Source organism: Synechococcus sp. EJ6-Ellesmere, from assembly GCF_024345875.1.
In the GTDB taxonomy this organism is placed as follows: Bacteria; Cyanobacteriota; Cyanobacteriia; order PCC-6307; family Cyanobiaceae; genus Regnicoccus_A; species Regnicoccus_A antarcticus.
In genome coordinates, this window is record NZ_JAGQBY010000004.1 from 18,245 (window position 1) to 40,675 (window position 22,431).

22 protein-coding genes, 1 tRNA gene and 1 pseudogene are annotated in these 22,431 nt (G+C 67.2%); 8 read left to right on the top strand and 16 right to left on the bottom strand.

Features of this window, described 5'->3' with window-relative positions; all coding sequences use genetic code 11:
• Positions 1-74 precede the first annotated feature (74 nt).
• On the top strand, positions 75-1,367 hold the full coding sequence (locus KBY78_RS00820; RefSeq protein WP_255141923.1) for a mechanosensitive ion channel family protein: 1,293 nt from the start codon (positions 75-77) through the stop codon (positions 1,365-1,367).
• On the opposite strand, the gene KBY78_RS00825 is transcribed toward KBY78_RS00820, so the two are convergent.
• Positions 1,352-2,995, bottom strand: a complete 1,644-nt coding sequence (locus KBY78_RS00825) for a mechanosensitive ion channel family protein (protein ID WP_255141924.1) — start codon at positions 2,993-2,995, stop codon at positions 1,352-1,354. The two genes, KBY78_RS00820 and KBY78_RS00825, sit on opposite strands and share 16 nt — an antisense overlap.
• A gap of 97 nt (positions 2,996-3,092) precedes the next feature.
• On the opposite strand from KBY78_RS00825, the gene KBY78_RS00830 reads away from it, so the two are divergent.
• A complete protein-coding gene (locus KBY78_RS00830; RefSeq protein ID WP_255141925.1) occupies positions 3,093-4,763 on the top strand; it encodes a mechanosensitive ion channel family protein in 1,671 nt (556 codons plus the stop codon).
• An 18-nt stretch (positions 4,764-4,781) separates the two neighbouring features.
• Here the strand turns inward: KBY78_RS00830 and KBY78_RS00835 are convergent, their stop codons facing one another.
• From KBY78_RS00835 to KBY78_RS00860, 6 genes are read right to left on the bottom strand one after another with little or no spacing between them, the layout of a single operon-like run.
• A complete protein-coding gene (locus KBY78_RS00835; protein WP_255141926.1) occupies positions 4,782-6,455 on the bottom strand; it encodes a SulP family inorganic anion transporter in 1,674 nt (557 codons plus the stop codon).
• Positions 6,456-6,488: 33 nt separating this feature from the next.
• Complete coding sequence (locus KBY78_RS00840) at positions 6,489-7,373, bottom strand: bile acid:sodium symporter family protein (RefSeq protein ID WP_255141927.1); 885 nt, start codon at positions 7,371-7,373, stop codon at positions 6,489-6,491.
• A 5-nt stretch (positions 7,374-7,378) separates the two neighbouring features.
• The gene (locus tag KBY78_RS00845; RefSeq protein ID WP_006173142.1) at positions 7,379-7,765 is read right to left on the bottom strand and encodes a YidH family protein; all 387 of its coding nucleotides are present in this window, start codon (positions 7,763-7,765) and stop codon (positions 7,379-7,381) included.
• Complete coding sequence (locus KBY78_RS00850; RefSeq protein ID WP_255141928.1) at positions 7,765-8,163, bottom strand: DUF1622 domain-containing protein; 399 nt, start codon at positions 8,161-8,163, stop codon at positions 7,765-7,767. Before KBY78_RS00850 ends, KBY78_RS00845 begins: the two co-directional genes overlap by 1 nt.
• Positions 8,164-8,166: 3 nt before the next feature.
• Positions 8,167-9,135 (bottom strand): formylglycine-generating enzyme family protein, encoded by a 969-nt coding sequence (locus tag KBY78_RS00855; protein WP_255141929.1) that lies wholly within the window; start codon positions 9,133-9,135, stop codon positions 8,167-8,169.
• A gap of 28 nt (positions 9,136-9,163) precedes the next feature.
• Positions 9,164-10,666, bottom strand: a complete 1,503-nt coding sequence (locus KBY78_RS00860) for an arylsulfatase (RefSeq protein WP_255141930.1) — start codon at positions 10,664-10,666, stop codon at positions 9,164-9,166.
• Between the two features lie 769 nt (positions 10,667-11,435).
• Between KBY78_RS00860 and KBY78_RS00865 the strand changes: the two are divergent.
• A pseudogene (locus KBY78_RS00865) lies at positions 11,436-11,681 on the top strand (AraC family transcriptional regulator); the annotation flags it as partial.
• Here the strand turns inward: KBY78_RS00865 and KBY78_RS00870 are convergent.
• From KBY78_RS00870 to KBY78_RS00880, 3 genes are all read right to left on the bottom strand, one after another.
• Positions 11,649-12,749, bottom strand: a complete 1,101-nt coding sequence (locus KBY78_RS00870) for an HAD family phosphatase (RefSeq protein WP_255141931.1) — start codon at positions 12,747-12,749, stop codon at positions 11,649-11,651. The pseudogene KBY78_RS00865 and the gene KBY78_RS00870 sit on opposite strands and share 33 nt — an antisense overlap.
• A gap of 86 nt (positions 12,750-12,835) precedes the next feature.
• Positions 12,836-13,456 (bottom strand): RdgB/HAM1 family non-canonical purine NTP pyrophosphatase, encoded by a 621-nt coding sequence (gene rdgB, locus KBY78_RS00875; protein ID WP_255141932.1) that lies wholly within the window; start codon positions 13,454-13,456, stop codon positions 12,836-12,838.
• Positions 13,453-14,949, bottom strand: a complete 1,497-nt coding sequence (locus KBY78_RS00880) for a phosphoglucomutase/phosphomannomutase family protein (protein WP_255141933.1) — start codon at positions 14,947-14,949, stop codon at positions 13,453-13,455. The genes rdgB and KBY78_RS00880 overlap by 4 nt, the downstream gene beginning before the upstream one ends.
• A 102-nt stretch (positions 14,950-15,051) precedes the next feature.
• On the opposite strand from KBY78_RS00880, the gene KBY78_RS00885 reads away from it, so the two are divergent.
• Entirely contained in the window at positions 15,052-16,644 is a 1,593-nt protein-coding gene (locus KBY78_RS00885; protein ID WP_255141934.1) for a TM0106 family RecB-like putative nuclease, read from the top strand.
• Here the strand turns inward: KBY78_RS00885 and KBY78_RS00890 are convergent.
• Together KBY78_RS00890 and pyrE are read right to left on the bottom strand one after the other, a co-directional pair.
• The gene (locus KBY78_RS00890) at positions 16,533-17,498 is read right to left on the bottom strand and encodes a folate-binding protein YgfZ (RefSeq protein ID WP_255141935.1); all 966 of its coding nucleotides are present in this window, start codon (positions 17,496-17,498) and stop codon (positions 16,533-16,535) included. The two genes, KBY78_RS00885 and KBY78_RS00890, sit on opposite strands and share 112 nt — an antisense overlap.
• A gap of 19 nt (positions 17,499-17,517) precedes the next feature.
• Positions 17,518-18,108: an orotate phosphoribosyltransferase gene (pyrE, locus tag KBY78_RS00895; protein WP_399215058.1), complete on the bottom strand. Its 591-nt coding sequence runs from the start codon at positions 18,106-18,108 to the stop codon at positions 17,518-17,520.
• Between the two features lie 133 nt (positions 18,109-18,241).
• Here pyrE and KBY78_RS00900 point away from each other — a divergent pair, with 133 nt between their 5' ends.
• From KBY78_RS00900 to KBY78_RS00910, 3 genes are all read left to right on the top strand, one after another.
• Positions 18,242-18,874, top strand: a complete 633-nt coding sequence (locus KBY78_RS00900; protein ID WP_255141936.1) for an occludin/ELL family protein — start codon at positions 18,242-18,244, stop codon at positions 18,872-18,874.
• 17 nt (positions 18,875-18,891) lie between these two features.
• Positions 18,892-18,964, top strand: a tRNA-Ile gene (locus KBY78_RS00905).
• Positions 18,965-19,144: 180 nt separating this feature from the next.
• Entirely contained in the window at positions 19,145-19,528 is a 384-nt protein-coding gene (locus KBY78_RS00910; RefSeq protein WP_006173154.1) for a hypothetical protein, read from the top strand.
• Positions 19,529-19,545: 17 nt separating this feature from the next.
• On the opposite strand, the gene KBY78_RS00915 is transcribed toward KBY78_RS00910, so the two are convergent.
• Positions 19,546-20,022, bottom strand: a complete 477-nt coding sequence (locus KBY78_RS00915; RefSeq protein ID WP_006173155.1) for a hypothetical protein — start codon at positions 20,020-20,022, stop codon at positions 19,546-19,548.
• Between the two features lie 231 nt (positions 20,023-20,253).
• Here KBY78_RS00915 and KBY78_RS00920 point away from each other — a divergent pair, with 231 nt between their 5' ends.
• The gene (locus KBY78_RS00920; RefSeq protein WP_037981139.1) at positions 20,254-21,138 is read left to right on the top strand and encodes a CsgG/HfaB family protein; all 885 of its coding nucleotides are present in this window, start codon (positions 20,254-20,256) and stop codon (positions 21,136-21,138) included.
• Positions 21,139-21,166: 28 nt separating this feature from the next.
• Here the strand turns inward: KBY78_RS00920 and KBY78_RS00925 are convergent, their stop codons facing one another.
• From KBY78_RS00925 to KBY78_RS00935, 3 genes are all read right to left on the bottom strand, one after another.
• Complete coding sequence (locus KBY78_RS00925; protein WP_006173157.1) at positions 21,167-21,349, bottom strand: hypothetical protein; 183 nt, start codon at positions 21,347-21,349, stop codon at positions 21,167-21,169.
• 79 nt (positions 21,350-21,428) lie between these two features.
• Entirely contained in the window at positions 21,429-22,244 is an 816-nt protein-coding gene (cobA, locus tag KBY78_RS00930) for a uroporphyrinogen-III C-methyltransferase (protein ID WP_255141937.1), read from the bottom strand.
• Positions 22,241-22,431, bottom strand: a 191-nt coding sequence (locus KBY78_RS00935) for a hypothetical protein (protein WP_255141938.1), incomplete at its 5' end; no start/stop codon positions are given. The genes KBY78_RS00935 and cobA, both read right to left, overlap by 4 nt.

Here is a 22,431-nt window from a genome sequence, read left to right on the forward strand (position 1 = left end):
TCGTACTGCGCGACGATCCCCCCTACAGCCTGATCGGCATCCAGCGGGACGGATCCTTCACGGCCAGTCTGGCTGTGGATGATCGCGGAGGGGCCTGCTTCGGGCTCAAGCGCCAGCAGCTGGCTGAGCGTTATCGCGACAGCCTGCGTCTGGCGCTGGCCAATTACCGCCGCAGCCACACCGCTGGCGCCTGGTCACGAGGCACGGGGCTGGCCCTGCTGGTGCTCGGGTTCTATGTGCTGTGGGTGCGCCTGCAGCGGCGCCTCCACGGGAGCTTGCGCACTTGGATCGGGGCCCAGGAAGCCGGGCTGTTTGTGCGGGTGCAGCAGCGCAGCGGCCAGTTGCTGGATCCCGTTCAGCTGCGCGCGTCGCTGCAGCTGCTGCTTCAGGTGCTGCACTGGGCCCTGCTGCTGCTGATCAGCTATCTGCTCATTCCGCTGCTGCTGGGGTTCTTTCCGCCCACGCAGGGGATCGCCGAAGACTTGCGCGCTCAGATCCTGGCGCTGGTTGGCCGTCTGCTGGCCGCGATCGTGGCCACGATCCCGAATCTGGCCTCGATCCTGGTGATCCTGGTGCTCGCGGTGCTGGTCAATCGCTGCAGCCATGCCTGGTTTCAGGCCCTCGATCGCGGACGCATCCGCATTCCCGGCTTTTATCAGGAGTGGGCCCTGCCCACGGCACGGCTTGCCACGATCCTGATCATTCTGGCCAGTGTGGTGCTGGCTTATCCCTACATCCCCGGTTCCAGCAGCAAAGCCTTCCAGGGGGCCGGCCTGTTGCTGGGTGTGCTGGCGGCTCTGGGCTCCAGCGCCATCGCCACCAACATCATCAGCGGCCTGATGCTGATCTACACCCGTGCTTTCCGCGAAGGCGACCGTGTCGAGATCAACGGCACCATCGGCGTGGTGCAGGACCGTGCCCTGTTGGTGACGCGGATTCAGACCCCACGAAATGAACTCGTGAGCATTCCCAATGCCACGGTGATTGCCGCTTCGATCCTCAATTACAGCTTCTCCCGCCGTGAGATCGCCAGGCCCGTGGCCCTGGCCACCACGATCACGATCGGCTACGACGTGCCCTGGCGCCGGGTGCATGAGTTGATGCTCGCCGCTGCCCACAGCGTCGAGGGCATCACCGATGAGCTCAGCCCCTACGTGATCCAGACCTCCCTCAACGACTTCCACATCAGCTACGAGCTCAATGCATTCGTGCGGGATGTGAGCACCTACCGCCAGACCCTCTCTGATCTGTTGGCGGCCCTCCAGGATCAGTTTGCGGCAGCCCAGGTGGAGATTCTCTCGCCCGGCTATCACGCGATTCGCAGTGGCCGGGCCAGTACGCTGCCACCTCCCTATGCCCCGTCCTGATCGGGCGGCGCGGCGGAGGAATTGCCACGGCCTGCCAGCACTGCCTTGAGCATCTCGCTCAGTTCAGGGGGCAGGGCAAGCTGCAGATTCTCGTTGCGCAAGTGCAGATCCCGCTGGGGAAATGGGACTGAAATCCCGTGGTGGCGCAGAACTGCCTCGATCCGGTAATTGAGATCGCTGATGATCTCATACTGGCGCATGGGTTGGTTGATCCACACCAGCAGACTGAAGTTCAAGGAGCTGTCGCCGAAACCGGTGAAGAACACCTTTGGACTCGGTTCCTGGAGGATGCCTTGATAGTCTTTGCAGGCTTCCACCAGGGCATGGCTCACGGCGGTGCAATCGGAGCCGTAAGCCACCCCGATGGGAAGGATCAGCCGGGAGGTGGGGCTGCCATGGCTCCAGTTCACCACCTGGGATTCGAGGAACTCGGCATTCGGCACGATGATCGCGATTCGATCCAGCGTCACCACCTCGGTGCAACGAAGGCTGATCTTCTGAACAGTGCCGTGAAGCTCGCCGATCTCGACGAAATCACCCACCTGGATCGGCCGCTCGAAGATGATGATCAGGCCACTGATGAAGTTCTTGGTGATGACCTGAAGCCCGAGGCCCAGGGCCACACCGAACACGCTGGCGAACAGGGCCAGGGAGCTCAGGTCGTGCCCCCAGAGCTGAAGCAGCACCAGCGAGCCGACGAACAGCAGGGCGTATTGCACCACGAAGGCGATCCCTGCCTGGGCTCCTTTACCGATCCCCGTGTACTGCAGCACACGGGTGCGCAGCAGCCGTTGCAGCACCCCCAGCCCCTTGGCCAGGGCCAGGAACAGGGTGATCAGCACGATCACATCCAGCACTGAGTAGCTGCGTTCCCCCAGGGGCAGGAAGGGGGAAGCGAGGCTGTCGGAGAGCGCGTCTCGCAGCCGTTGCAAGGCCATCCTGCTGATTGGAAACAGCTCGGCCACTGTTCCGGCCACGCTGATCCAGATCGCCACCTGCAGGCAACGCAGCAGGGCCCTGGTCAGGAAGCCGCTGCCAGCCTTCCCTGGGATCAGCTCACCAGCGGCGCCTGGATGGGGCCACGCCTGCGCGAAGGCCCGCCGGAAGATGGCACCCAGCAGGCGTTGCAGCAGGAAGGCCCCCAGCAGCAGGGCGAGCGAGCGCAGCCCCATCCGCCGGATGTAGGCGGGCTGCCGCTGCAGGCGTCCTTGCTCGAGGGCCTCCACGAGGCGGCGGCGCCATGTTTCCGCCTGGTCCTGCAGGCTCAGGCCCTCAGCCACATCCAGGCGGGTCACTGTCAGCAGGGGTTTGCCATCGAGGCTGATCACCGGCAGCCCATTGCGTTCCACCACCTGGATCACAGCCGGTGTTGGGTTCTTGGCGGCGCTCTGGAGCAACCCAGTGGCCGCATCCGCCCGTTGCTCGGCGCTGTAGTCCTTCGAGCTCCGCAGCTGGAACAAATAGGTTCCGTCCACTTCCACCTGGGCGGCAGGGATCTCAACAGCTGCCCGGCTGGGTGACGCTGACGGCATGGCCACCAGCAGCGCCACCAGCAGCACCGCCGGCCAGAACCATCCCTGCCGTGGTGGCCTGGTGCGGCCTGGTTCACCGGAAGCGTTTGGGTTCATGGGCTGACGTCCTCCCCAGGCTTTCGGCAACCTATTCACTGGTCGAGGACAGCCAGGGGCTGCACCATGATCGCCATCCAGTCTGATTGAGTCAGCCGTGACGCCTCCCGTGGTGCGATCAGGTGGTCATGGGGGCCGGCTTCGCTCCGCCCTGCTGGTGGTGCTGGCCCTGGGGATGTCCCTGGCCATGGCGCTGCCGCTGGCGGCCCAGCAGGGGGGCAGCGCTCCCTCGGCCGCGCCGCCGCCGAAGCAGGGCTGTGCCGCGGATCCACCGTTCGTCACCCTCGACGGCCGCAAGGTGATCGAGATCCGCGATGCGGTGGGAGCCCAGAAGCCCCAGGAGTTCGCCCGACGGGCGAGCGCGCAACTGGCGCGCCTGGCCGAGGATCCTGATTTCCCGGTTGAAAAGCTCAGCCTCAAGGATGAGGCTCCTTACACCTTCATCGGCATTCGCCAGGCGGATGGGGGCTTCGAGCAGCTGCTGGCCGTCGATGACCGCGCAGCCGCCTGCTTCGATCTGACCCGCCAGCAACTGGCCGAGCGCTATCGGAGCAGCCTGCAGACGGCCCTGAGGCAGTACCGGATCGGCCACAGCTGGGTTAACTGGCTGAAGGGGACGGTCCTGGCCCTGATCGTGCTGGCCATCTACCTGCTCTGGGTGAGGACCCAGGGCCGGCTGAACGCCCGCCTGAGCCAGTGGATCGCCGTCGATCAGAGCCGGCTGCTGCGGGGCGTGCGCCTGGGCTCCTCCGAGTTGGTGGAATCCAGGCAGGTGCGTCAGATCCTGCAGCTTGTCCGTCGTGTTCTCCACTGGGGCTTGCTGCTGCTGATCAGTTATCTGCTGATCCCGCTTCTGCTGAGCCTGTTCCCCCCCACCCAGAGCTTCGCCGAGGGCCTGCGTCAGCAGATTCTTCAGGTGATCACGAAGGGCCTGAGCCTGGTGGGCTCGGTGATTCCGAATGTGCTCTCGATCCTGTTGATCCTGGTGATCACCGTGTACTGCATCCGCGGCAGCAACTCCTTTTTCTCCGCGCTAGATCGCGGCAGGATCCGCATCCCGGGTTTCTATCAGGAATGGGCGCTGCCCACGGCTCGGCTTGCCGCGATCTTCATCACCCTCGTTGGGCTCGTGCTGGCCTTCCCCTACATTCCGGGGTCGGACAGTAAGGCCTTCCAGGGCGCAGGCCTGCTGTTAGGTGCCCTGGCGGCCCTCGGCTCCAGCGCCATCGCCACCAACATCATCAGCGGTCTGATGTTGATCTACACCCGCGCCTTCCGCATCGGCGACCGGGTGGAGATCAACGGCACCCTGGGTGTGGTGCAGGAGCGGGCTCTGTTGGTGACCCGGATCCGCACGCCACGCAATGAACTGGTGAGCATCCCCAATGCCATGGTGATCGGTGCCTCCGTGATGAACTTCAGCTTCTCCCGCCGGGAGATCCAGCAACCAGTGGCCCTCTCCACCACGATCACCATCGGCTACGACGTGCCCTGGCGCCGGGTGCATGAGTTGATGCTGGCCGCCGCTCGCAGTGTGAAGGGCATCACCAAGGAGATGGACCCCTTTGTTCTGCAGACATCCCTGAATGATTACCACATCAGTTATGAACTGACGGCCTACGTGAGCGACCCCTCCCAGTACCGCGAAACCCTCTCCGAGATGCTGGCGGCGCTGCAGGATCAGTTCGCCGCCGCCGATGTGGAGATCCTCTCCCCCGGCTATCACGCCATCCGCAACGGCAACGCCAGTACCGTGCCGAAGACCTGAGCGGTTGGTCCTCGTCGCTCAGGCCTGCTGATCCAGCCCCGCGGCGAGGTAATGCTCCACTGCACGCTCGATGTTGCGGTGCATCCGCTCTTTCCCCAGCCGTTCCCCCAGCTCCGATCGACGGATCACCTCCAGCACCGTGGGGTTCAATCCCGCCAGCCAGAGGGAGATTCCCTGCCGATCCAGGCGCCGCTCCGCTTCCGTGATCACTTTGAGGGCGGAGTATTCGATGTCGATCACGGCGCTGCCATCCAGCACCACCACCCTTGGCTGGTGCTGGGTGATCTCCGCGCGCATCCGCTGGAGCACCCCATGGGCATTGGCGAAGAACAGGCGCCCCTCGGCCCGGAGCAGCAGCAGCCCCGGCCAGGTCTCATCGCGGGGATGCCTGGCTGAGAGCGGCCGGAACACATCGGTGCCGCGCTTGCGGCCGATGGCATACACCGGTGGGTTCACCTCCTGCTGAACCAGGGCCAGCAGGGAGAGGATCACGGCCACGAGGATGCCTTTGAGGGTGCCCAGGAACACCACCCCCAGGAAGGCCACCAGCGCCCAGCGGAATTCGATGTGTCGGACACGGCGGATCGCCAGGAATTCGCCCGGGGCGATTAATTCGAACGAATAGACGATCACCACCACCGCCAGGGCCGCCAGGGGCATCAGCGCGATCAAGGGAGCGAGCAGCAGCAGGGTGGCCAGCGCGGCTCCTGCCGTGACCAGCTCCGCCATCTGACTGCGGGCCCCGGCCTGGCGGTTCACCGCCGTCTGGGTGGTGCCGCCGCCTGCCGCCATCGCTCCGAACAAGCCCCCGCCGATGTTGGCCAGGCCGAGGGCCAGCAGCTCCCGGTCGGGTTGCGGAGAAGGTTCATCGCTGGCGCGGAAGGCCCGCGCTGCGGCGATGCTTTCCGTGAAACTCATCATGGCGATGCCAGCCGCCCCTGGCCAGAGACCGCCGAGCAGATCCAGTCGGGGCAAACTCAGGGAAGGCAGCCCCCTGGGCACGGCGCCCACCAGCTCCACGCCGAAGCGATCGAGCCCCAGCAGGGCACAACCGGCGATCGCAACGGCCACCACCACCAGCGGCGCCGATACCGACGGCAGACGACGCTTCAGGCCGAAGAGCAGGCCGAACAGAGCGGCCGAGAGCAGCACCGTGGCCAGCGACGCCTGCGGGATCCCAACCAGCAGCGCAGCGAGGTCGCGGAAGAAGCCTTCCTTCTCCCCATGCAGCCCCAGCAGCTTGGGCAGCTGATCCACGACGATCACCAGACCGATGCCGGACTTGAAGCCCACCAGCACCGATTCGGAGATGAAGTTGGCGATGAAACCGAGCCGCAGCAGGGCGGCGCCGCAGAGCATGGTGCCCACCAGCAGGGCCAGGGTGGTGCTGGCCGCCACCAGGGCGCTCGGATCACCCAAGGGCGAGAGCCGGTTCAGCTCGCTGCCCACCAGGATCGCCAGGGTGGTGGTGGTGCTCACGCTCAGGGGTCTGGAGCTGCCCAGCAGGGCGTACACCGCCATCGGCACCAGGGCCGTATATAGACCCACCTGCACTGGCAGGCCGGCGATCGTGGCGTAGGCCATCGCCTTGGGCAGCACCACCGCGGCGGCGGTCAGTCCGGCCGCCAGATCCGCCTGCCCCAGTCCACGCCGATAACCGCTGGGCAGAAGAGAGGCAGGAAACTGGGCCATGGTGCGAATGAACAGCTCTGATGATCCGAAGACTCAGGCGGATTCGGCGATCTCACGCTGCTGCCATTTCAGAAACAGGGTGGAGATGATGACCGTGATCAACACATAGGAGAGGATTCCGGGAATCAGCTCAGGCATCCCTGGTTGATAGGTCAGGGCCAGTTGAGCCGCCAGGCCCGTGTTGCGCATCCCCGTCACCAGCGCCACCGTTCGACTCTCCAGCGGATCCCGTCCGGCCAGGCCATAGCCGATCGCCAGGCTGAACACGCTGAGGCCGGCCATCGCGGCCAGGGCCAGCAGGTTCTGCTGGAGGAAGGGCACCAGCTGCCTGCCGCTCAGCACCAGCAGAGCCACCAGCATCAGCATCAGCAGCAGGGTGGCCAGGGCACCGAGAGCACGGCTGCAACGCTGGGCCAGCTGCGGCTGCCACTGCCCCAGCAGCACGCCGGCGCTCACGGGCAGCACCTGCACCTGCAGCACCTGCATCGCCACCTGGGCCGGGTGGATCTCCCACCCGTCGATCTCCCACCCGTTGAGGGCGACGCTGGCCTTGAACACGATGGCCATCAGGGGAATGGTGACGATGGCCAGCAGCGCCGCCGCGATCTGCAGCCGCGCCGCGAGCTCAGCCGTGCCGCCACTGCTGCGCACCCGGAAGAGGATGAGCGGGGCGCTGGGACACGCCAGCATCAGGGCCATGGCTGCCCAGGCAGGGCGTGTCAGCACCCCTTGCAAGGGCAGCAACACCAGCACCAGCCCGGCCAGGGGCACCAACAGGCAGGTGCCGAGCACCACGCGCCAGAGAAAGGCGGGGCGGTCTCTGAGCAGCACGAACGGGTAGTTCTTCAGCCCGAGTCCAAGGCTGAACATGAGTGTCACGATGGTGGCCGTGACCAATAGCGCTGCAGATTGGGGCATGGGAGTTAACCGACGGGGATACCCGTTACCAGCAGGGCAAAGGCCACAATGCCGATGATCGTGAGGGCAATGGCTGTGAAGACGGTGATCGAGCGCTGATCGACATAGACGAAGTCGTCGCGGCGGATCAGCTTGAGCGTGCGCAGGTGTTGCCGGGTGGCCGCCGCCATCGCCAGGATGCCGATCAGCACGAAACCGATCGCCACAAGACGCACACTCAGGCTGGCATGGGCACTGCCATCAAAGCGGCTGCGGTTGATCGCACCGATGATTTTGTCAAGGCCGAAACCAAAACTGATCAGCGACAGGCAGGTGCGAATCCAGGCCATCATCGTGCGCTCGGCGGCGGCCCGGTTGCGCTCCTTGGCCAGTTCGTTGTTGAGATTGCCCATCAGTGTGACGTGGTGGCAAGGTTGGCCATCTGCTGGCGTTGGGCATCCTCCAGCTTCTGTTCGGCTTCCACCTCGCGGCCGAGAAAGACGTTGAGAAAGGTTCGAATCACAGCCACCACTGCCAGTTTGATCAGATTCTCATTCGAGGGTGCGGTGGTGGTGGCGACGATGTCGGCCGCCAGTTGAAATTCCAGCGCCATCGACAGCCAGCTGCCGAAAGTGAGCCGGGTGCTGTTGAAAGGCCGTCCATGAGATTGGCCGTTGCGACGCGGGCGAAGGCTCTGACGCATTGTGACAAGGAAGCCGATGGCCACACAGATAACGGAGACGCCTTCCAGCAACAGTCGCAACCCCCCGGCGACCAGCTCGAGCACCTCCTTGAAGAGGACAGCAGGCACGGTTCAGCTCCTCACGATGCAACGGAAGCCCATGTGGCAGGTGGAGGTGTCGATGCCCTGGGCCATGCGGGCGGCAGGGCGGTAGCGGCGGCAGTAACTGGGAGCGCAGAGAAACGAGCCGCCCTTGACCACCTTGCGCGGGATGGTGCCGTGCTGGGAGGCGGTGTCGATGCTCTCCAGCCGCGAGGCACCGCGGGGGGACTCGATCGTGCAGCAGCCCCCGGCCTGCTTATGGGCCGCCACCGTGGCGCCGTGGCCGGCGTACCAGTCGTCGGTCCACTCCCAGACATTGCCGATCATGTCGAGCAGGCCGTAGCCGTTGGGCGGGAAGCTGCCCACCGGCGAGGTGCGCTCCCAGCCGTCGAGCAGGCTGTTGTGGTGGGGGAAGTCCCCCTGAAAGGTGTTGGCCATCGGCCGGCCGCCCGGATGGAGCTCCTCCCCCCAGGCGAACTCAGCCCCCTCCACTCCGCCCCGGGCGGCCCGCTCCCACTCGGCTTCGCTGGGCAAGGCCTTGCCGGCCCAGGCGGCGTACGCCAGGGCATCCTCATGGGCCACATGCACCACGGGATGGTGGTCGCGGCTCTTGATCGAGCTGCCCGGGCCTTCCGGGTGGCGCCAGTTGGCCCCCTGCAGGTACTGCCACCAGCGGTAGGGATCGCCCGTGCTGATGGGCCCGGGCGGAGGTACGAACACGATCGATGACGGAGCCAACAGCTCCGGCAGGGCGTCGGGGTAGGCCGCCGGATCCGCCGGCCGCTCGGCCAGGGTCACGTGACCCGTGGCCTTCACGAACTTGCGGAACTGGGCGTTGGTGACCGGTGAGCGGTCGATCCAGAAGCCCTCCACCACCACCCGGTGGGCTGGGGATTCTTCAGGGTAGTGATCATCGGAGCCCATCAGAAAGCTGCCGGCCGGGATCCAGACCATGTCCCGCGCCGGCGGGCGCCCTGGAGGGCGGTCAGTCTGGGCCATGGACGCTGGAGCAGACGACATCTGATCCTCAGGAGCTGCCGAGGGTGGCCGTCATCTTCTTGATTGCATCGCTCACCGTGAAGCTGGCCGCCTTCTGGCGGGGCGGGAAGTCCTTCAGGGTCTCCAGGGCCTGGGCCACCCTCGCTTGAGCGGGAACCAGCAGGAAGACATGGTCGAGCATCCAATCCCAGTAGGTGTTGGAGGTGATGTCGGCCCGCTCGTAGGGGTCGGTGAGCAGGTTGAAGATTTTGGGAACACGCAACTCCGTGAAGGGTTCAGCCCAGATCTGCAGCGTGCCGGCGCAGCGCTGCTCCATGAACACGAATTTCCAGTTGTCATAGCGCAGGGCGGTGAGATCGCCGTCGTCGGAGAAGTAGAAGAAATCGATGCGCGGACTTTTATCGGTCTTGCCGGTCCAGTAGTCGAGCATGTTGTAGCCATCCAGGTGCACCTTGAAAGTCTTGTTGCCCACCTGATACCCCTCCAGACACTTCTGCTTGATCTCCGATTCGCCGGCTGCCGCCAGGATCGTCGGTAGCCAGTCGAGATGGCTGACGATGCCGGTGAGCAGGGTGCCGGGTTCAATGTGGCCGGGCCAGCGCACCATGCACGGCACCCGGTAGGCCCCTTCCCAGTTGGAGTTCTTCTCGTTGCGGAAGGGGGTCATGCCGGCATCGGGCCAGCTGTTCATATGGGGGCCGTTGTCGGTGCTGTACATCACGATCGTGTCATCGCTGATGCCCAGCTCATCGAGCAGATCGAGCATCTCACCGATGCAGTTGTCGTGATAAATCATCACGTCGTGATACTCCGACTGCCACCGCCCTGACTGGCCAATGTCCTGGGGCCGTGCGTGTGTGCGGAAGTGCATGTGGGTGGTGTTGAACCACACGAAGAACGGCTCGCCGGAGGCCACCGCATCGGTGATGAAGCGCTTGGCCTCCTTCATGAACTCCTCGTCGGCCGTCTCCATCCGCTTCCTGGTGAGCGGGCCCGTGTTCTCGATGCGCTGGGTGCCGTCGCCATTGGCCCAGCAGTGCAACACGCCGCGGGGTCCGAAGTTCTTCTTGAAGTTGGGATAGTCAGCTTCGGGGGGATAGTCGCGCAGTTCCGGCTCTTCCTCGGCATTGAGGTGATACAGGTTGCCGAAGAATTCGTCGAAGCCGTGCATCGTGGGCAGGTATTCATCCCGATCCCCGAAGTGGTTCTTGCCGAACTGACCCGTGCGGTAGCCCTGGGGCTTGAGCAGCTCGGCAATCGTGGGATCCTCGTCCTGGTAGCCCACCTTGGCGCCGGGCAGGCCCACCTTGCTGAGGCCGGTGCGGAACACGCTCTGGCCGGAGATGAAGGCAGCCCGGCCGGCGGTGCAGCTCTGCTCGGCGTAGTAGTGGATGAAGCGGGCCCCCTCCTTTGCCACCCGGTCGATGTTGGGGGTCTGGTACCCCATCAGCCCATCGCTGTAGCAGCTGAGGTTGCTCTGGCCGATGTCGTCGCCCCAGAGGATCAGGACGTTGGGCTTTCCGTTGGGCATGGGAGGTGGGGCCTGTGTTGGCTGCGGGTCTGGTGCTGGAGGTGTGTCCAGCTCCGGCCCAGTGAGGAACTCACTCACAACATGCCGCCCATGGCAGGGTGGGGCCACTCAGAAAGTGCAAGCGGCGATGGCTCCGCTCCACAGGTTCGAGGCTGTTGAGCAACTGGAAACTCAGCTGCAGGAGGCGGGGCTGGATGTGCGTCTGCTCCAGCTCTCCAACGGCCGTCTCAGCGGCAGCCTCGTCATCCGCCGGCTCGGGCCACTGCGCTTGCTGCGGCTCCAGGCCAACCGTTGTCTGCACGTGGCTGGATCCAAGCCCCTGGATCAACGCCTGGTCTGTCTGAACCTTCCGCCTTCCGGCGGCGGCGCCCCTCTGCGGGCCCACGGCACCACCATCGGCCCCGATGTGCTGTTCGGTCTCGACCCCCGGGCGGAGGTCCACCTCTCCACTCCTGAGCAGATGGATCTGGCGGTGGTGATGCTGACCCCCAGCACCCTGACGCGCTGGAGCAGCGGCCAGGGTGACCGTGATCTGGAAGCGGCGCCCTTCCGCTGCAATTGCCTGCCCATCGATGTCGACAGTCGCACGCAGCTCCAGCGCTGGTTGCTCAAGCTGTTGCCCCTCCAGGCAGAGACACCCTCAGTGCCGGTCGTGTCGCCATCGGCACCGGAGGCAGCTGGTGGTGGTCTGTTGCCTCTGCTCGTTGATGCGCTGGAGCAAGGCCTCAGGCTGCGGGGCGTGACCGACAGCCCGCCGGCACGGATCCAAATGGTCAAGCAGTTGCAACAGTGGGTGGAGGAGCACCCCCTTGAGCCGATCAGCCTGGATGGCCTCTGCCGTCAGGCGTATGTCGGACGACGCAGCCTGATCCTGGGGTTCAAGGAGCACCTCGGCCTGGGGCCGATGGCTTATTTCAAGCTTCAGCGGCTCCATGGTGTTCGCCGTGGGCTGCTGGAAGCAGCGCCTGGGGCGGTCACGATCTCAGGGTTGGCGGCCTCCTGGGGCTTCCTCAATCCGGGGCACTTCGCCCGGGATTACCGCCGGTTGTTCGGGGAGCTCCCCAGTGCCACGCTCTCCGGTCGGTTCAGCCCCGCCGTCCTGGCCCGGGGGCACGGCACAGCGGTTGACCGCCTCCCCCTCGGATCCTGCTGACCCTGAAGGAGCCGCGAACACCCTGGCCCAGTCGTCGCGCATGCTCACCACCGTCCAGCCCTGCCGCGGGGCTTCGCTCAAGGCCCGATCGAGATAGCCGAAGGCGGATTGGCGGTCGTAGGCCACCTCCCGCTCGGGGTCGTCGTGGTGAACGATCACGCCCAGGCGGGGCCCCGGCAGGCTGGTGGTCCACTCCAGCATCTCCAGATCACCGTCGGAGTTGCCGAAGGCGGCGATCGGCCTGCGGCCGATCAGCTGCTCGATCAGGACCGGCTTCATGGCCCGATCGGCGACTGCCTGCACCTCGCTCTGGCGCAGGATCACCGGCAAGCCACTGCGGATGGCGTAGGTGGTGCCGACGCTGGAGCCGATCACCTGTTCCGGCGGGATTCCGTAGGCCTCCTCGGCGAACACCCGCATGAACTCCACGCCGCCGGCCGAAACGAGGTAGGTGCGGAAACCATGGGCACGCAGGTGCTCGAGCAGCTCCCGCATCGGTTGGTAGGTCAGGGCGGTGTAAGGCCGCTGCAGGGTCGGGTGGCAGGCGCTGTCCAGCCACTCGCGCACAAGGTCGCGGAACACGTCGGTGCTCATGCCGGCATGGGTGATCCCCACCAGATCCAGCAGACCCTTGATGCCCATGGTGAGTACGGCTTCACCGTTACCCGCCGCCGCCGCCGCGGCGATGATCGGATTGGTGGCGAGCTCGGGCTGCTGGGCCACCATGGCGCGGGCCCGCTCGATCGCAAAGGCCAGCTGCACGTACATCGGCTGCTCCGACCAGAGCGTGCCGTCGTTGTCGAAGACGGCGATGCGCTCCTCGGGCGGCCGATAGCTCTCTCCCCCCGGCTGGCTGACGCTGGCGACGAAGGCCAGGATCCGTGACCTGGTGGCACCGTCCCGCCAGGAGGGGAGGGGCTGGCTGGCCATGGCGGGCGCCAAAGGGGACATCATCTTCAGGGTGAGCAGGCTTCCGGCAGCCGTCGCCAGGACCCGCGTCAGCCCCCCGTGTTCCTTCACGAGTCGGCGAACAGCCTCTGCAGGGGCGGCAGCAGGGCTTCCAGGGCACGGCCGCGATGGCCTACGCGCCGCTTCAGCTCGGGCGTCATCTGGGCAAAGCTCAGGCCCGTTTCGGGTACCAGGAACACCGGGTCGTAACCGAAGCCGCCCTCCCCGCAGGGGGCCTTGAGGATCTCACCCGTGCAGACGCCCTCCACCTCCAGCACCGTCTGGCCGCTGGGGTCTGCCAGGGCCAGGGCTGCCGTGAACCGGGCCCCACGGTTGGGTTCCCCCTCCAGGGCCTGCAGCAAGCGGGTGATGCGCTCGGGGTCGGTGGAGGCATAGCGGGCGGAGTGGATGCCGGGTGCTCCGCCGAGGGCGTCCACACTCAGCCCCGAATCATCGGCCAGCGCCCAGTGGCCCGTGATCCGCGCCACGGCTTCGGCTTTGAGACGGGCGTTGGCGGCAAAGCTGTCGCCGGTTTCCTCCACCTCCAGGCCCTGGGGCTGGCTGCGCACCTCCAGGTCCAGCTCCGGGCCCGCCGTGGCCAGCAGGGCCGTGAATTCCCTGAGCTTGCCAGCGTTGCCGCTGGCGATCACCAGCACCTTCCGGGCGGGCCACGGGCCGGGGGCGTTCATGCCGCTTCCGCGAACTGGCGTGCCCAAGCCAGGATCTCGCTCACCCGCTCCCCGCTCGGGGCCTCGCTGTAGAGGCGCAGCAGCGGTTCGGTGCCCGAGAAGCGCAGCATCAGCCAGTGGCTGTCGCCAAGGCGCAGCTTCACCCCGTCGGTGCTCACCACCTCCTGCACCGGCCAGCCGGCCACGCTGGTGGGGGGCTCCTGGGCCAGCTGGCACTCCAGCCGCTCCCGGCTGGCCATGTCCTTCAGGCGCAGGTCGAGCCGGTCGTAGGCGCTGGCCCCGCCATGGGCGGCCTGCAGCCGATCGAGGCGCTCCCCCAGGGGCAGGCCGCCCTCCACCAGGGCCTCCAGCACCAGCAGGGCGGCGAACAGGGCATCCCGCTCGGGCAGGTGCAGGCCGAAACCCACCCCGCCCGATTCCTCGCCGCCCACCAGCACCCCACCGGCGATCATCTCGCTGGCGATGTACTTGAAGCCCACGGGCTTCTCGATCACCGGTCGGCCCAGGCCCTCCGCCACCAGTTGCATCAGGTCGGAGCCGCTCACGGTCTTGACCACGGCGCCCGGCAGGGTCCGGGCCCTGGCCAGGTGATCGATCAGCAGGGGCATCAGCAGCTGGGTGCTGCAGTAGCGGCCCTGCTCATCGATGGCGGCGATGCGGTCGCCGTCGCCATCGAAGACGATGCCCACCGCCGGCCGGCCGGCCTCGCCGCTGGCCCGCACCGCGGCGATCAGCTCCTGCAGGTAGGGCGCCAGGGGCTCGGGCGGGTGGCCGCCGAAGAGCGGATCACGCCAGGAGCGGATCTCCTCGATGCAGCCCTCGCCGGACCCGTCCGCGGCTCCTTCACTGGTCCCTGAGCTTCCCCCCAGCAGGGCCGGCAGCCCCCCGGCCGCAGAACCGTGCATGGGATCGACGATCACCCGCAGCCCCATGGTCTCGAGCCCCCGGCGCAGGGCGCTGGTATCCACCAGCTGGCGCAGGCCCTTCAGGTAGCCATCCCAGCCATCGAAGCGTGGCGTGTCGCCGGGAATCGGCACGGTGATGCCCCCAGCCTCCAGGCGCTTCTCCACAGCGGCGGTGAAGGCCTCCTCCACCGAGCCGCCGAAATGACCCTTGATCTTCAGGCCGATCCATTCGGGGGGATTGTGGCTGGCGGTGATCACCAGGGCCCCGAGGGCGCGCCGCTCCACCACCGCCCAGCTGCAGGCGGGTGTGGGCACGGCTGAATCCGTGAGCAGCGGCTCGAGATCGGCCCCGCGCACGGCGCTGGCGATGGCTTCGGCCAGCTCCGGTGCCAGGAAACGGCGGTCGTAGCCGATCACCACCTCGCGGCTTGTGAGTTCAGCCGGGGCGGCGCGCTCCAGTTCGCGAGCCGCGGCCGCAGCCACCACCAGCAGGCGCTCCAGGGTCACATCGACGCCGAGGATGCCGCGCCAGCCGTCGGTGCCGAAACGGATGGGACTGGGCTCCAGGGGCAGGGGGGCAGAAGCCATGGGAGCAGCGGGGTTGAGTAGCTCGTAGCAGCAGTCCGGCTGGCCTGGGTTGGAGCAGGTGCCGGCCTGGCGGCAGACCACTGCCCGCCGTAGCCTGCCCCCATGCCCGCTGAACCGTCCAACCGGCTGGTGACCGACCGGTTGCTGCGCAGCTGGCTGCGCTGTCGGCGCCGGGCCTGGCTCGATCGCCATGGGGATCCGGGGCAGCGGCTGTGGAGCGCCCACCGGGCCCTTCAGCTCGACGACCAGCAGCGCTGTTTCGTGAGCTTGCTGGAGCAGCGGCCGCTTGGCGGAGAGGCCGCCTGCGCCGGTGGAGCCCCGGCGGTGGTGGGCGTGCGCCTGCGGGGCCGGGGTCCCGCAGGCCTTGAGCTGGAGGCCCATCCGCCGCTGCTGCGCCGCATCAGCGGCGAGAGCCGCTGGGGCGCCTATGCCTACCAGCCCGTGATGGCCCGCCAGGGCCGCCGCCTCACCCGTGAGCACCGGCTGGTGATGGGGTTGTGGGGGCAGCTGCTTTCGGGGTGGCAGCAGGGGCCGGTCAGTCATGGGCTGGTGTTGGCGACAGGCCCCGGGCGGCTCGAGCGGGAACGGCTGGCGCTCGGGGAGGGGCTGCAGCGCCAGCTCGATGAGGCCCTGCCCAAAGTGGCGGCGGACCTGGAGCGCCTTCAGCCACCCCCCCTGGTGAGCGACCGCAAGAAATGCGTGCTCTGCTCCTGGCGCGGCCTCTGCGATCGCGAGGCGGCCGCGCACGGCCACCTCAGTGAGGTGAGCGGCATCGGCGCCAAGCGGCGTGAGTTGCTGATCGAGCTGGGTCTGCCCCAGCTCAGTGCCCTGGCCGCGGCTGATCCCGAGGCCCTGGCCGATGCGCTGGAGGTGCACGGGGAGCAGCACCGCGAGGTGGCGGCGCGGCTGGTGGCCCAGGCCCGCGTCCAGCAGCGGGGGGAACCCCTGCGCCTGCCGGTGGAGCCGCAAAAGGCGGACACAGCCCTGCCCGAGCTGGCCACCGCCGGTGGGGTGCTCGTGTACGACATCGAATCCGACCCCGACGCCCGCGACGACTTTCTGCACGGTTTCCTGCGCATCGAGCGGGCGGCCGATGGCCGCTGGCCCGACGGCCGGGCGGCCGATGTCGGCCGCTACCGGCCCCTGCTGGCGCTGCATGAGCACGGTGAGGCCAGGCTCTGGCAACGCCTGCGCCGGCTGCTGGCGGCCACGCCGCCCGACTGGCCCCTGCTCCATTACGGCGAAACCGAATCGATTGCCCTGGTGCGCCTGGCCCAGCGCCAGGGGGCCAGCGAGCGGGAGCTGGCAGCCCTGCGTCAGCGCCTGGTAGACCTGCATCAGCGGCTGCGGCGCCACTGGCTGCTGCCGGTGAACAGCTATGGCCTCAAGGCGGTGGCCGGCTGGCTGGGCTTTGCCTGGAGCCAGAAAGGGGTCGATGGTGCCCGCTGCCTGCTCTGGTGGCGCCAGTGGCGGGGGGATGGCACCCCGGCGGGCAGGGGCAGCCTCCATGGCCTGCGCCGGATCTTTCGCTACAACCACGACGACGGCCTGGCCACCTGGGCGGTGGCCAGCTGGCTGCTGGCTCAGGACGTCGCGCCCCCTGCTCCCACCGGTGGCGCCACCACTTCCGTGGGGATGGAGATCTCCAGGGTGATCCCCTCGCCGGTTACCAGCAGTGGCTCCTCCAGCGCCTGACGCCGCACCAGGGCCAGCCCCAGCCAGACGCTGGAGCCATCGGCGCCAGCGTTCAGCCGCAGGCTGGAGGTGATCCGTCCGGCCCGCTCACCGCCGGGAGTGCGCAGCACCGCACCCACCACCGGTCGCTGAACGTCGCTGGCGGTGTCCGCGCGAGCAGCTGTGGGGGCCGGTTCCGCCCAGCACCAGCGGCGCAGCTGCTGCTTGACGCCGTCATAAGTGGCCAGCTTGGCCAGGGTTTCCTGGCCCACGTAGCAGCCCTTGCTGAGGCTGACCCGATCAGCGAGCCCGAGTTCGAAGGGGTTCACCTCGTCACTGATTTCGTTGGGGGCCAGAGGCCGCCCCTGGCTGAGGCGCCAGTGCTCGGCCTCGATCGGCCCCAGGGCCGGGATGGCCTCGAGCTCGGCAGGGAGGCACTCCCCATCCCTGAGCACCAGCCGATGGCCGGGCAACTGCCAGCCCATGGCGGGCTCCGCCATGGCGCCGGCTCCCTCCAGGATGATCAGTGTTCCGGCCAGCAGTGGTCCCAGGGTCACCTGATCGGCGGGGAAGAGCACCCGGTCGAGGGCCTGATGGATGACGGCCCCGTCGCCGGCGGTGATCACCAGCCAGGCACCTTTGGCGTCGACCAGCACCTCGGCCAGGCCGCGCAGGCGGGCGGTGGGTGTGAGGCAGCAGGTGGCCAGGCACTGGCCGGGCTGGGCACGCTCCAGATCCTGGCTGCTCTGGCCATGGAGGAAGCGCAGGCTGTCGGGGCCGTCGAGGCGGATCAGACTCACGGGCTGCTCCCAGCGGCTGGGACTGGCGGGCCGCCAGTCCCAGGGGCCTGAGGGGGTGGAGCGGTTCAGGTCCATGGCGGGCTCAGCGATGGGCTCACCCTTGCAAAGTCCGCGCCGCGGTGGCGATCTCATCGAGCAGGAAGAGGCTGCGCAGCTCCAGGCCCGCCGCCGTCATGGCGTCAAGCCCCCCCTCCTGGCGATCAACGATCGTGACCACCCGCTCCACCACGTAGCCGGCCTGGCGCAGCTGCTCCACGGCCTTGAGCGAGGAACCGCCCGTGGTCACCACGTCTTCCAGCACCGTGATGCGGGATTCTGCGGCGGGCAAGGGGCCCTCCAGCCAGGCGCCGGTGCCGTGCCCCTTGGCCTGCTTTCGCACGATCAGGGCGTCGAGGGGCAGCCCCGCCTGGGCCGCCGCCATGGCCACGCCACTCACCAGGGGATCAGCTCCGAGGGTGAGGCCGGCCACGGCCGCGGCTTCCTCTTCCACCTGCTCCAGCATGGCCATGGCCAGCAAGGCCAGGCCGTAGCCGCTGAGGCTCACCGGCTTGCAGTTCACGTAGTGGTCGCTGCTGCGGCCCGACGCCAGGGTGAACTGGCCGTGCCGGTAGGCCCTGGTGGCCAGCAGCTCCAGCAGCACCTGGCGGCGCCCCTGGGCTGTGTCGGGAATGGGAGTCAGTGGCATCGCAGCGGAGACAGAGCGGGGGGAGGCGGCGGCGCTCCGGCCAAGGCCCCTGGCAGAACACGGCCTTTCCACCTACTTTGCGCGATGATCTGGCTGTGATGCCCATCCCTCTGCCCAGCCGGCCTCCTGCGCCATGAACTGCCGCAAAGCCATGTCCTCAGCCGCCGTCCCCTTCGCCGGCCGGCTTCAACGGGCCCCTGGGGTGGCCATCGTTGTTGGTGCCCTGGCCGGCGGCGCACTGGCTCTCCTTCCCCCCATCCCCGCCCAGGCGGGCCCGGTGATCTGCACCACCACCCTCGAGGCTCCCCTGGCCGGCACCGGCAACAGCACCCAGCCGCCCAGTGCCCCGGTGGAAGTCACCCGCTGCGGTGAGGTTCAGACCACGGCGGAACTCTTTGTGCAGCGTGCCTACACCTGGCGCTCCACCTATGCCCGCGGGGTGAGCCTCACCAACCAGATCACCGACATCCTCGGCATCGCCATGGGCGGTCCCCAGGGCAACCGCGTGATGGGGTTCGGCTTCCCCGAGCAGGCCATCGTCTGGGATTCCTCGGCCATCGGCAACACCACGGCCGCCCTGCTGGAAGAGCAGAGCGCACCGATGCCGTTTCGCGACGCCGACCTGCCCTCGATCTTCTCCTCCAGCCTGCAAGTGGCCCCCACCACGGTGCCAGTGGAAGCGGCCCAGCCGGGGGCCAACTACTTTCCGGTGGCACTCCCCGTTGAGAGTGCTCCCGCACGCCAACCGGTGCGTGGCCTGTGGTGAGGCAGGCGGATCAGCCTGGGGGTCTAGCAATCTGGTGAATGCAGCGGGCTCATAATCCGCCTGAGGCGAGTTCGATCCTCGCGACCCCCATACCCCGCCTGTCCAATCCAGGCTGCCGCAGACAGCCAGGGTCCGATCTGGTCACATCCCCGTGGAACCCGTAACCCGCCCGTACATGGTTCAGACATGGGTTCTGGCCACGATGGAGCTGATGCCGATGCAGCTGGGGAACCATGAAAAGGCCTACGACAGAGCCTTGCACCAATTATTTTGCTCGCTGGCCTGGCAACGGGCCTGAGTGCGGTCCCCGCCCAGGCTCAGGTGGGAGTCACAATCCAGCTTGGTCAGCCGGGGTATTACGGACCTGTTAATCCCAACGGCATCGGCCTGAACCAGTTGCTCTACCCGCAGCCGGTGATCATTCAGCCCGGCTATGGGACCTGGGGTAGGGGTAGGACTGTTCAACCGATCTATCTACGGGTGCCGCCCGGACAAGCCAAGAACTGGGGAAAACATTGCCAGCGGTATGGAGCCTGCAACAGGCCCGTTTATTTCGTGCAGGACAGCTGGTACAACGACACCTACGGCCAGCGATACCGGCAGCAGCAGCCTTACTACAACAAAGGTGGCCGCGGCAAACGCGACGACGATTAGCACCGCAGAATCTCGACCTACCAGCTCACCCCATGAAGCTTCGGCAGCGGTGCCGTCTGGCTGGTGACGGCGAACAGCCGAGGAATGCGATGGCTGTTGTAGACGTGAAACTCACGCACCAGTGAGACACCCTCCTCGCGCACGGCCTGGTTGAGCACCAGAGAGCCGTCAGGATCCGAAACCGAGCGGTGGAAGGTGCCGGGGGGGATGCGCAGGATGTCGCCGCCGGTGTCGAGGCGCACGATGTGGAAGGGGTAGTTCCAGCCCAGATTCACCAGGAAGAAGGTGCGGCCGCCATGCATCGCCAGCAGGTTGTCCTCCTGGTGGGGATGGAGATAGAACTGCCAGGCGCCGGTTTCAGGGTCGTCGGGAGGGCTCACGGCTGGGCCGCTGTGCACCACCAGGTCCCGGGCGTTGGAGGTGGGCACCGTGATGTCGAAGAAGCGCACCGCCGGGGTGTCGCGGAACTTCTCATAGGGAATCAACTCGAACATCGGGGCGGGCCTGGGCCCTTTCTGTTCACTGTTACGGAGCAAGGATGCGGCCATGGCGGCAACCGCCGGCCCTGACGGCCTGGCGGTGTGAAGTCTTTCCATTGAACAGAACCACGGTCCCCATCAACGTGCAGGACGCTACGGAACCAGCCCCCTGCGGACAGAAGCCGATCCGGTCATGGCGGGTCTGGCCATGGTTGTTTGAATGGATGCTCCCTGGAATGCTTCGCCTTGTCCGATCGCCCGATCTCCCTCCCCGCGGCGCCCCTGGCCTGGCTGCCGGTCCGCTCCATGCCCCTGCTCCTGGCCGCTGGACTGGGCCTGGGCATGGTTGCGGCTCCGGCCCAGGCGCAACCACGGCCCGCGGGCCGGCCCACCGTCTCGGTGCCTGATTTCAAGAACACCGTCACCCAGCAGACCTGGTGGTGGCAGGGACCTGTGGCCACGGATCTGGCGGCCATGCTCTCCAATGAACTCCAGGCCACCGGTGACATCCAGGTGGTGGAGCGCAACAACCTCAAGGCGGTGCTCTCAGAGCAGGAACTCGCGGAGCTGGGCATCGTTCGCAAGAACGCCAATGCCGCCCAGCGGGGCCAGATGACCGGGGCCCGCTACATCGTGCTCGGCACGGTCAGTTCCTACGAGTCCAACGTCGAGAGCAAGACCTCCGGCAGTAACTTCGGCCTGCTGGGCTTCGGCACCAACAAGCAGCAGGCGGAAACCAAGGACTACGTGGCGATCGATGTGCGGGTGGTGGACAGCACCACCGGTGAGGTGGTGGGTCAGCGCACGGTGGAGGGCAGGGCCACCAACACCGCCGCTGCTCAGGAGAACGGGGTGAATCTGCTGCCTGCCGCCGGTCTGGCGCTCTTCCTGGCCCCCAACATGGGCCGGACCGGCCAGGGGCTCACCGGCGCTGCCGGCACCCTGCGCTTCGGCTCCAACAGCTCCGAGGCCCAGCGCACTCCTGCTGCCAAGGCGATCCGCGCCGCTCTGATCGATGCCTCCAGCTATGTGAGCTGCCTGCTGGTGCCCAAGGGCAACTGCATGGCCAGTTTCGAGGCCCAGGAGCAGCAGCGGCGTGAGCGCACCCGTGGAGTGCTGCAGCTGGAGTGATCCCGGCCTCAGGTCTTGGGCGGGTTCGTCAGCGGGGCTTGATGTTTAGCAGCTTGGCGCCGTAATCGGCCGTGAAGGCGGCCTGCATCTGCCAGGCACGCAACAGGGTCTGGGCGACCTGGCGCAGCTCCTCAATGTCGTTGCAGTTGTCGATCGCCCGGGAGTGCACTGCCGTGGAGAACTCGCGAGAGAGGGAAAGGGGGTCGTTCATGGCCTGTTTTTACATTACGTTACAAAGCAGGGTGACCTCCCGTGGGGCGGCTTGCCGAACAACCCCCCCCCAATCCTGCTCAGAACGGGATCGGCATCTCCACGTCGGCCGGTTGGGGCGCGCAGGCCGGCACCCGCTCCAGCACCACCTGGCCGATCACCACAATCGAGGGGGAGCCGTAGCCTTCGGCTTCTGCTGCATCAGCCAGCTCCCCCAGGGTGCTCACCAGCTGCCGCTGGCCGCTGACGGTCCCCTGTTGGATCACCGCTGCGGGAGTGTCTGAGGCCAGCTCGCCGGCGATCAGCTCATCGCAGATGCGGCGCAGATTGTGCAGCCCCATGTAGATCACGAGCCCATCGCTGCTGCGGGCCAGGCCTCTCCAGTCGACCCCGGGTCTCCCCTTGTCGATCTCCTCATGGCCCGTCACGAAGGTGACGCTCGAGCCCGCCTTGCGGTGGGTGATCGGGATGCCCGCGTAGGCGGGTGCGGCGATGCCGGCGGTGACGCCAGGCACCACCTGCACCGGCACCCCATGGCTGGCCAGGTGGGCCGCTTCCTCGCCGCCACGGCCGAACAGGAAGGGATCGCCGCCCTTCAGGCGCACGATCGTGCGGTGGCGGCGGGCCAGGTCCACCAGCACGGCATTGGTGCTTGGCTGGGGCACGGAATGGGGTGCCCGGCTCTTGCCCACGAAATGGCGCTCGCATCCCGCCGGGGGCAGCTCCAGCAGGGCCGTGGGTACGAGGGAGTCGTAGACGAGCGCATCGCAGCATTGCAGCAGGCGCTGGGCCTTGAGGGTGATCAGTTCGGGATCGCCCGGCCCTGCGCCCACCAGATACACGGTGCCCAGGTGCTCGCCAGCGGCCTCAGCAAGATCCGCCATCGCAGCGCTCATGGCAGGGCCTCGAGCTGATCGAGCAGCAGGGCCTGGAAGCGCGGACGTTGCAGAAGCGGGGCCCCCAGCGCAGCGGGCAGGCTCTCGGTGAGCCGGTTCGCGGCCAGGGCCAGGGGCAGGACAGCGCCGCGGATCGCCAGAGCCAGGTCCTCAAGATCAGTCGCAGTGTATGGAGCGGCTTGACAAG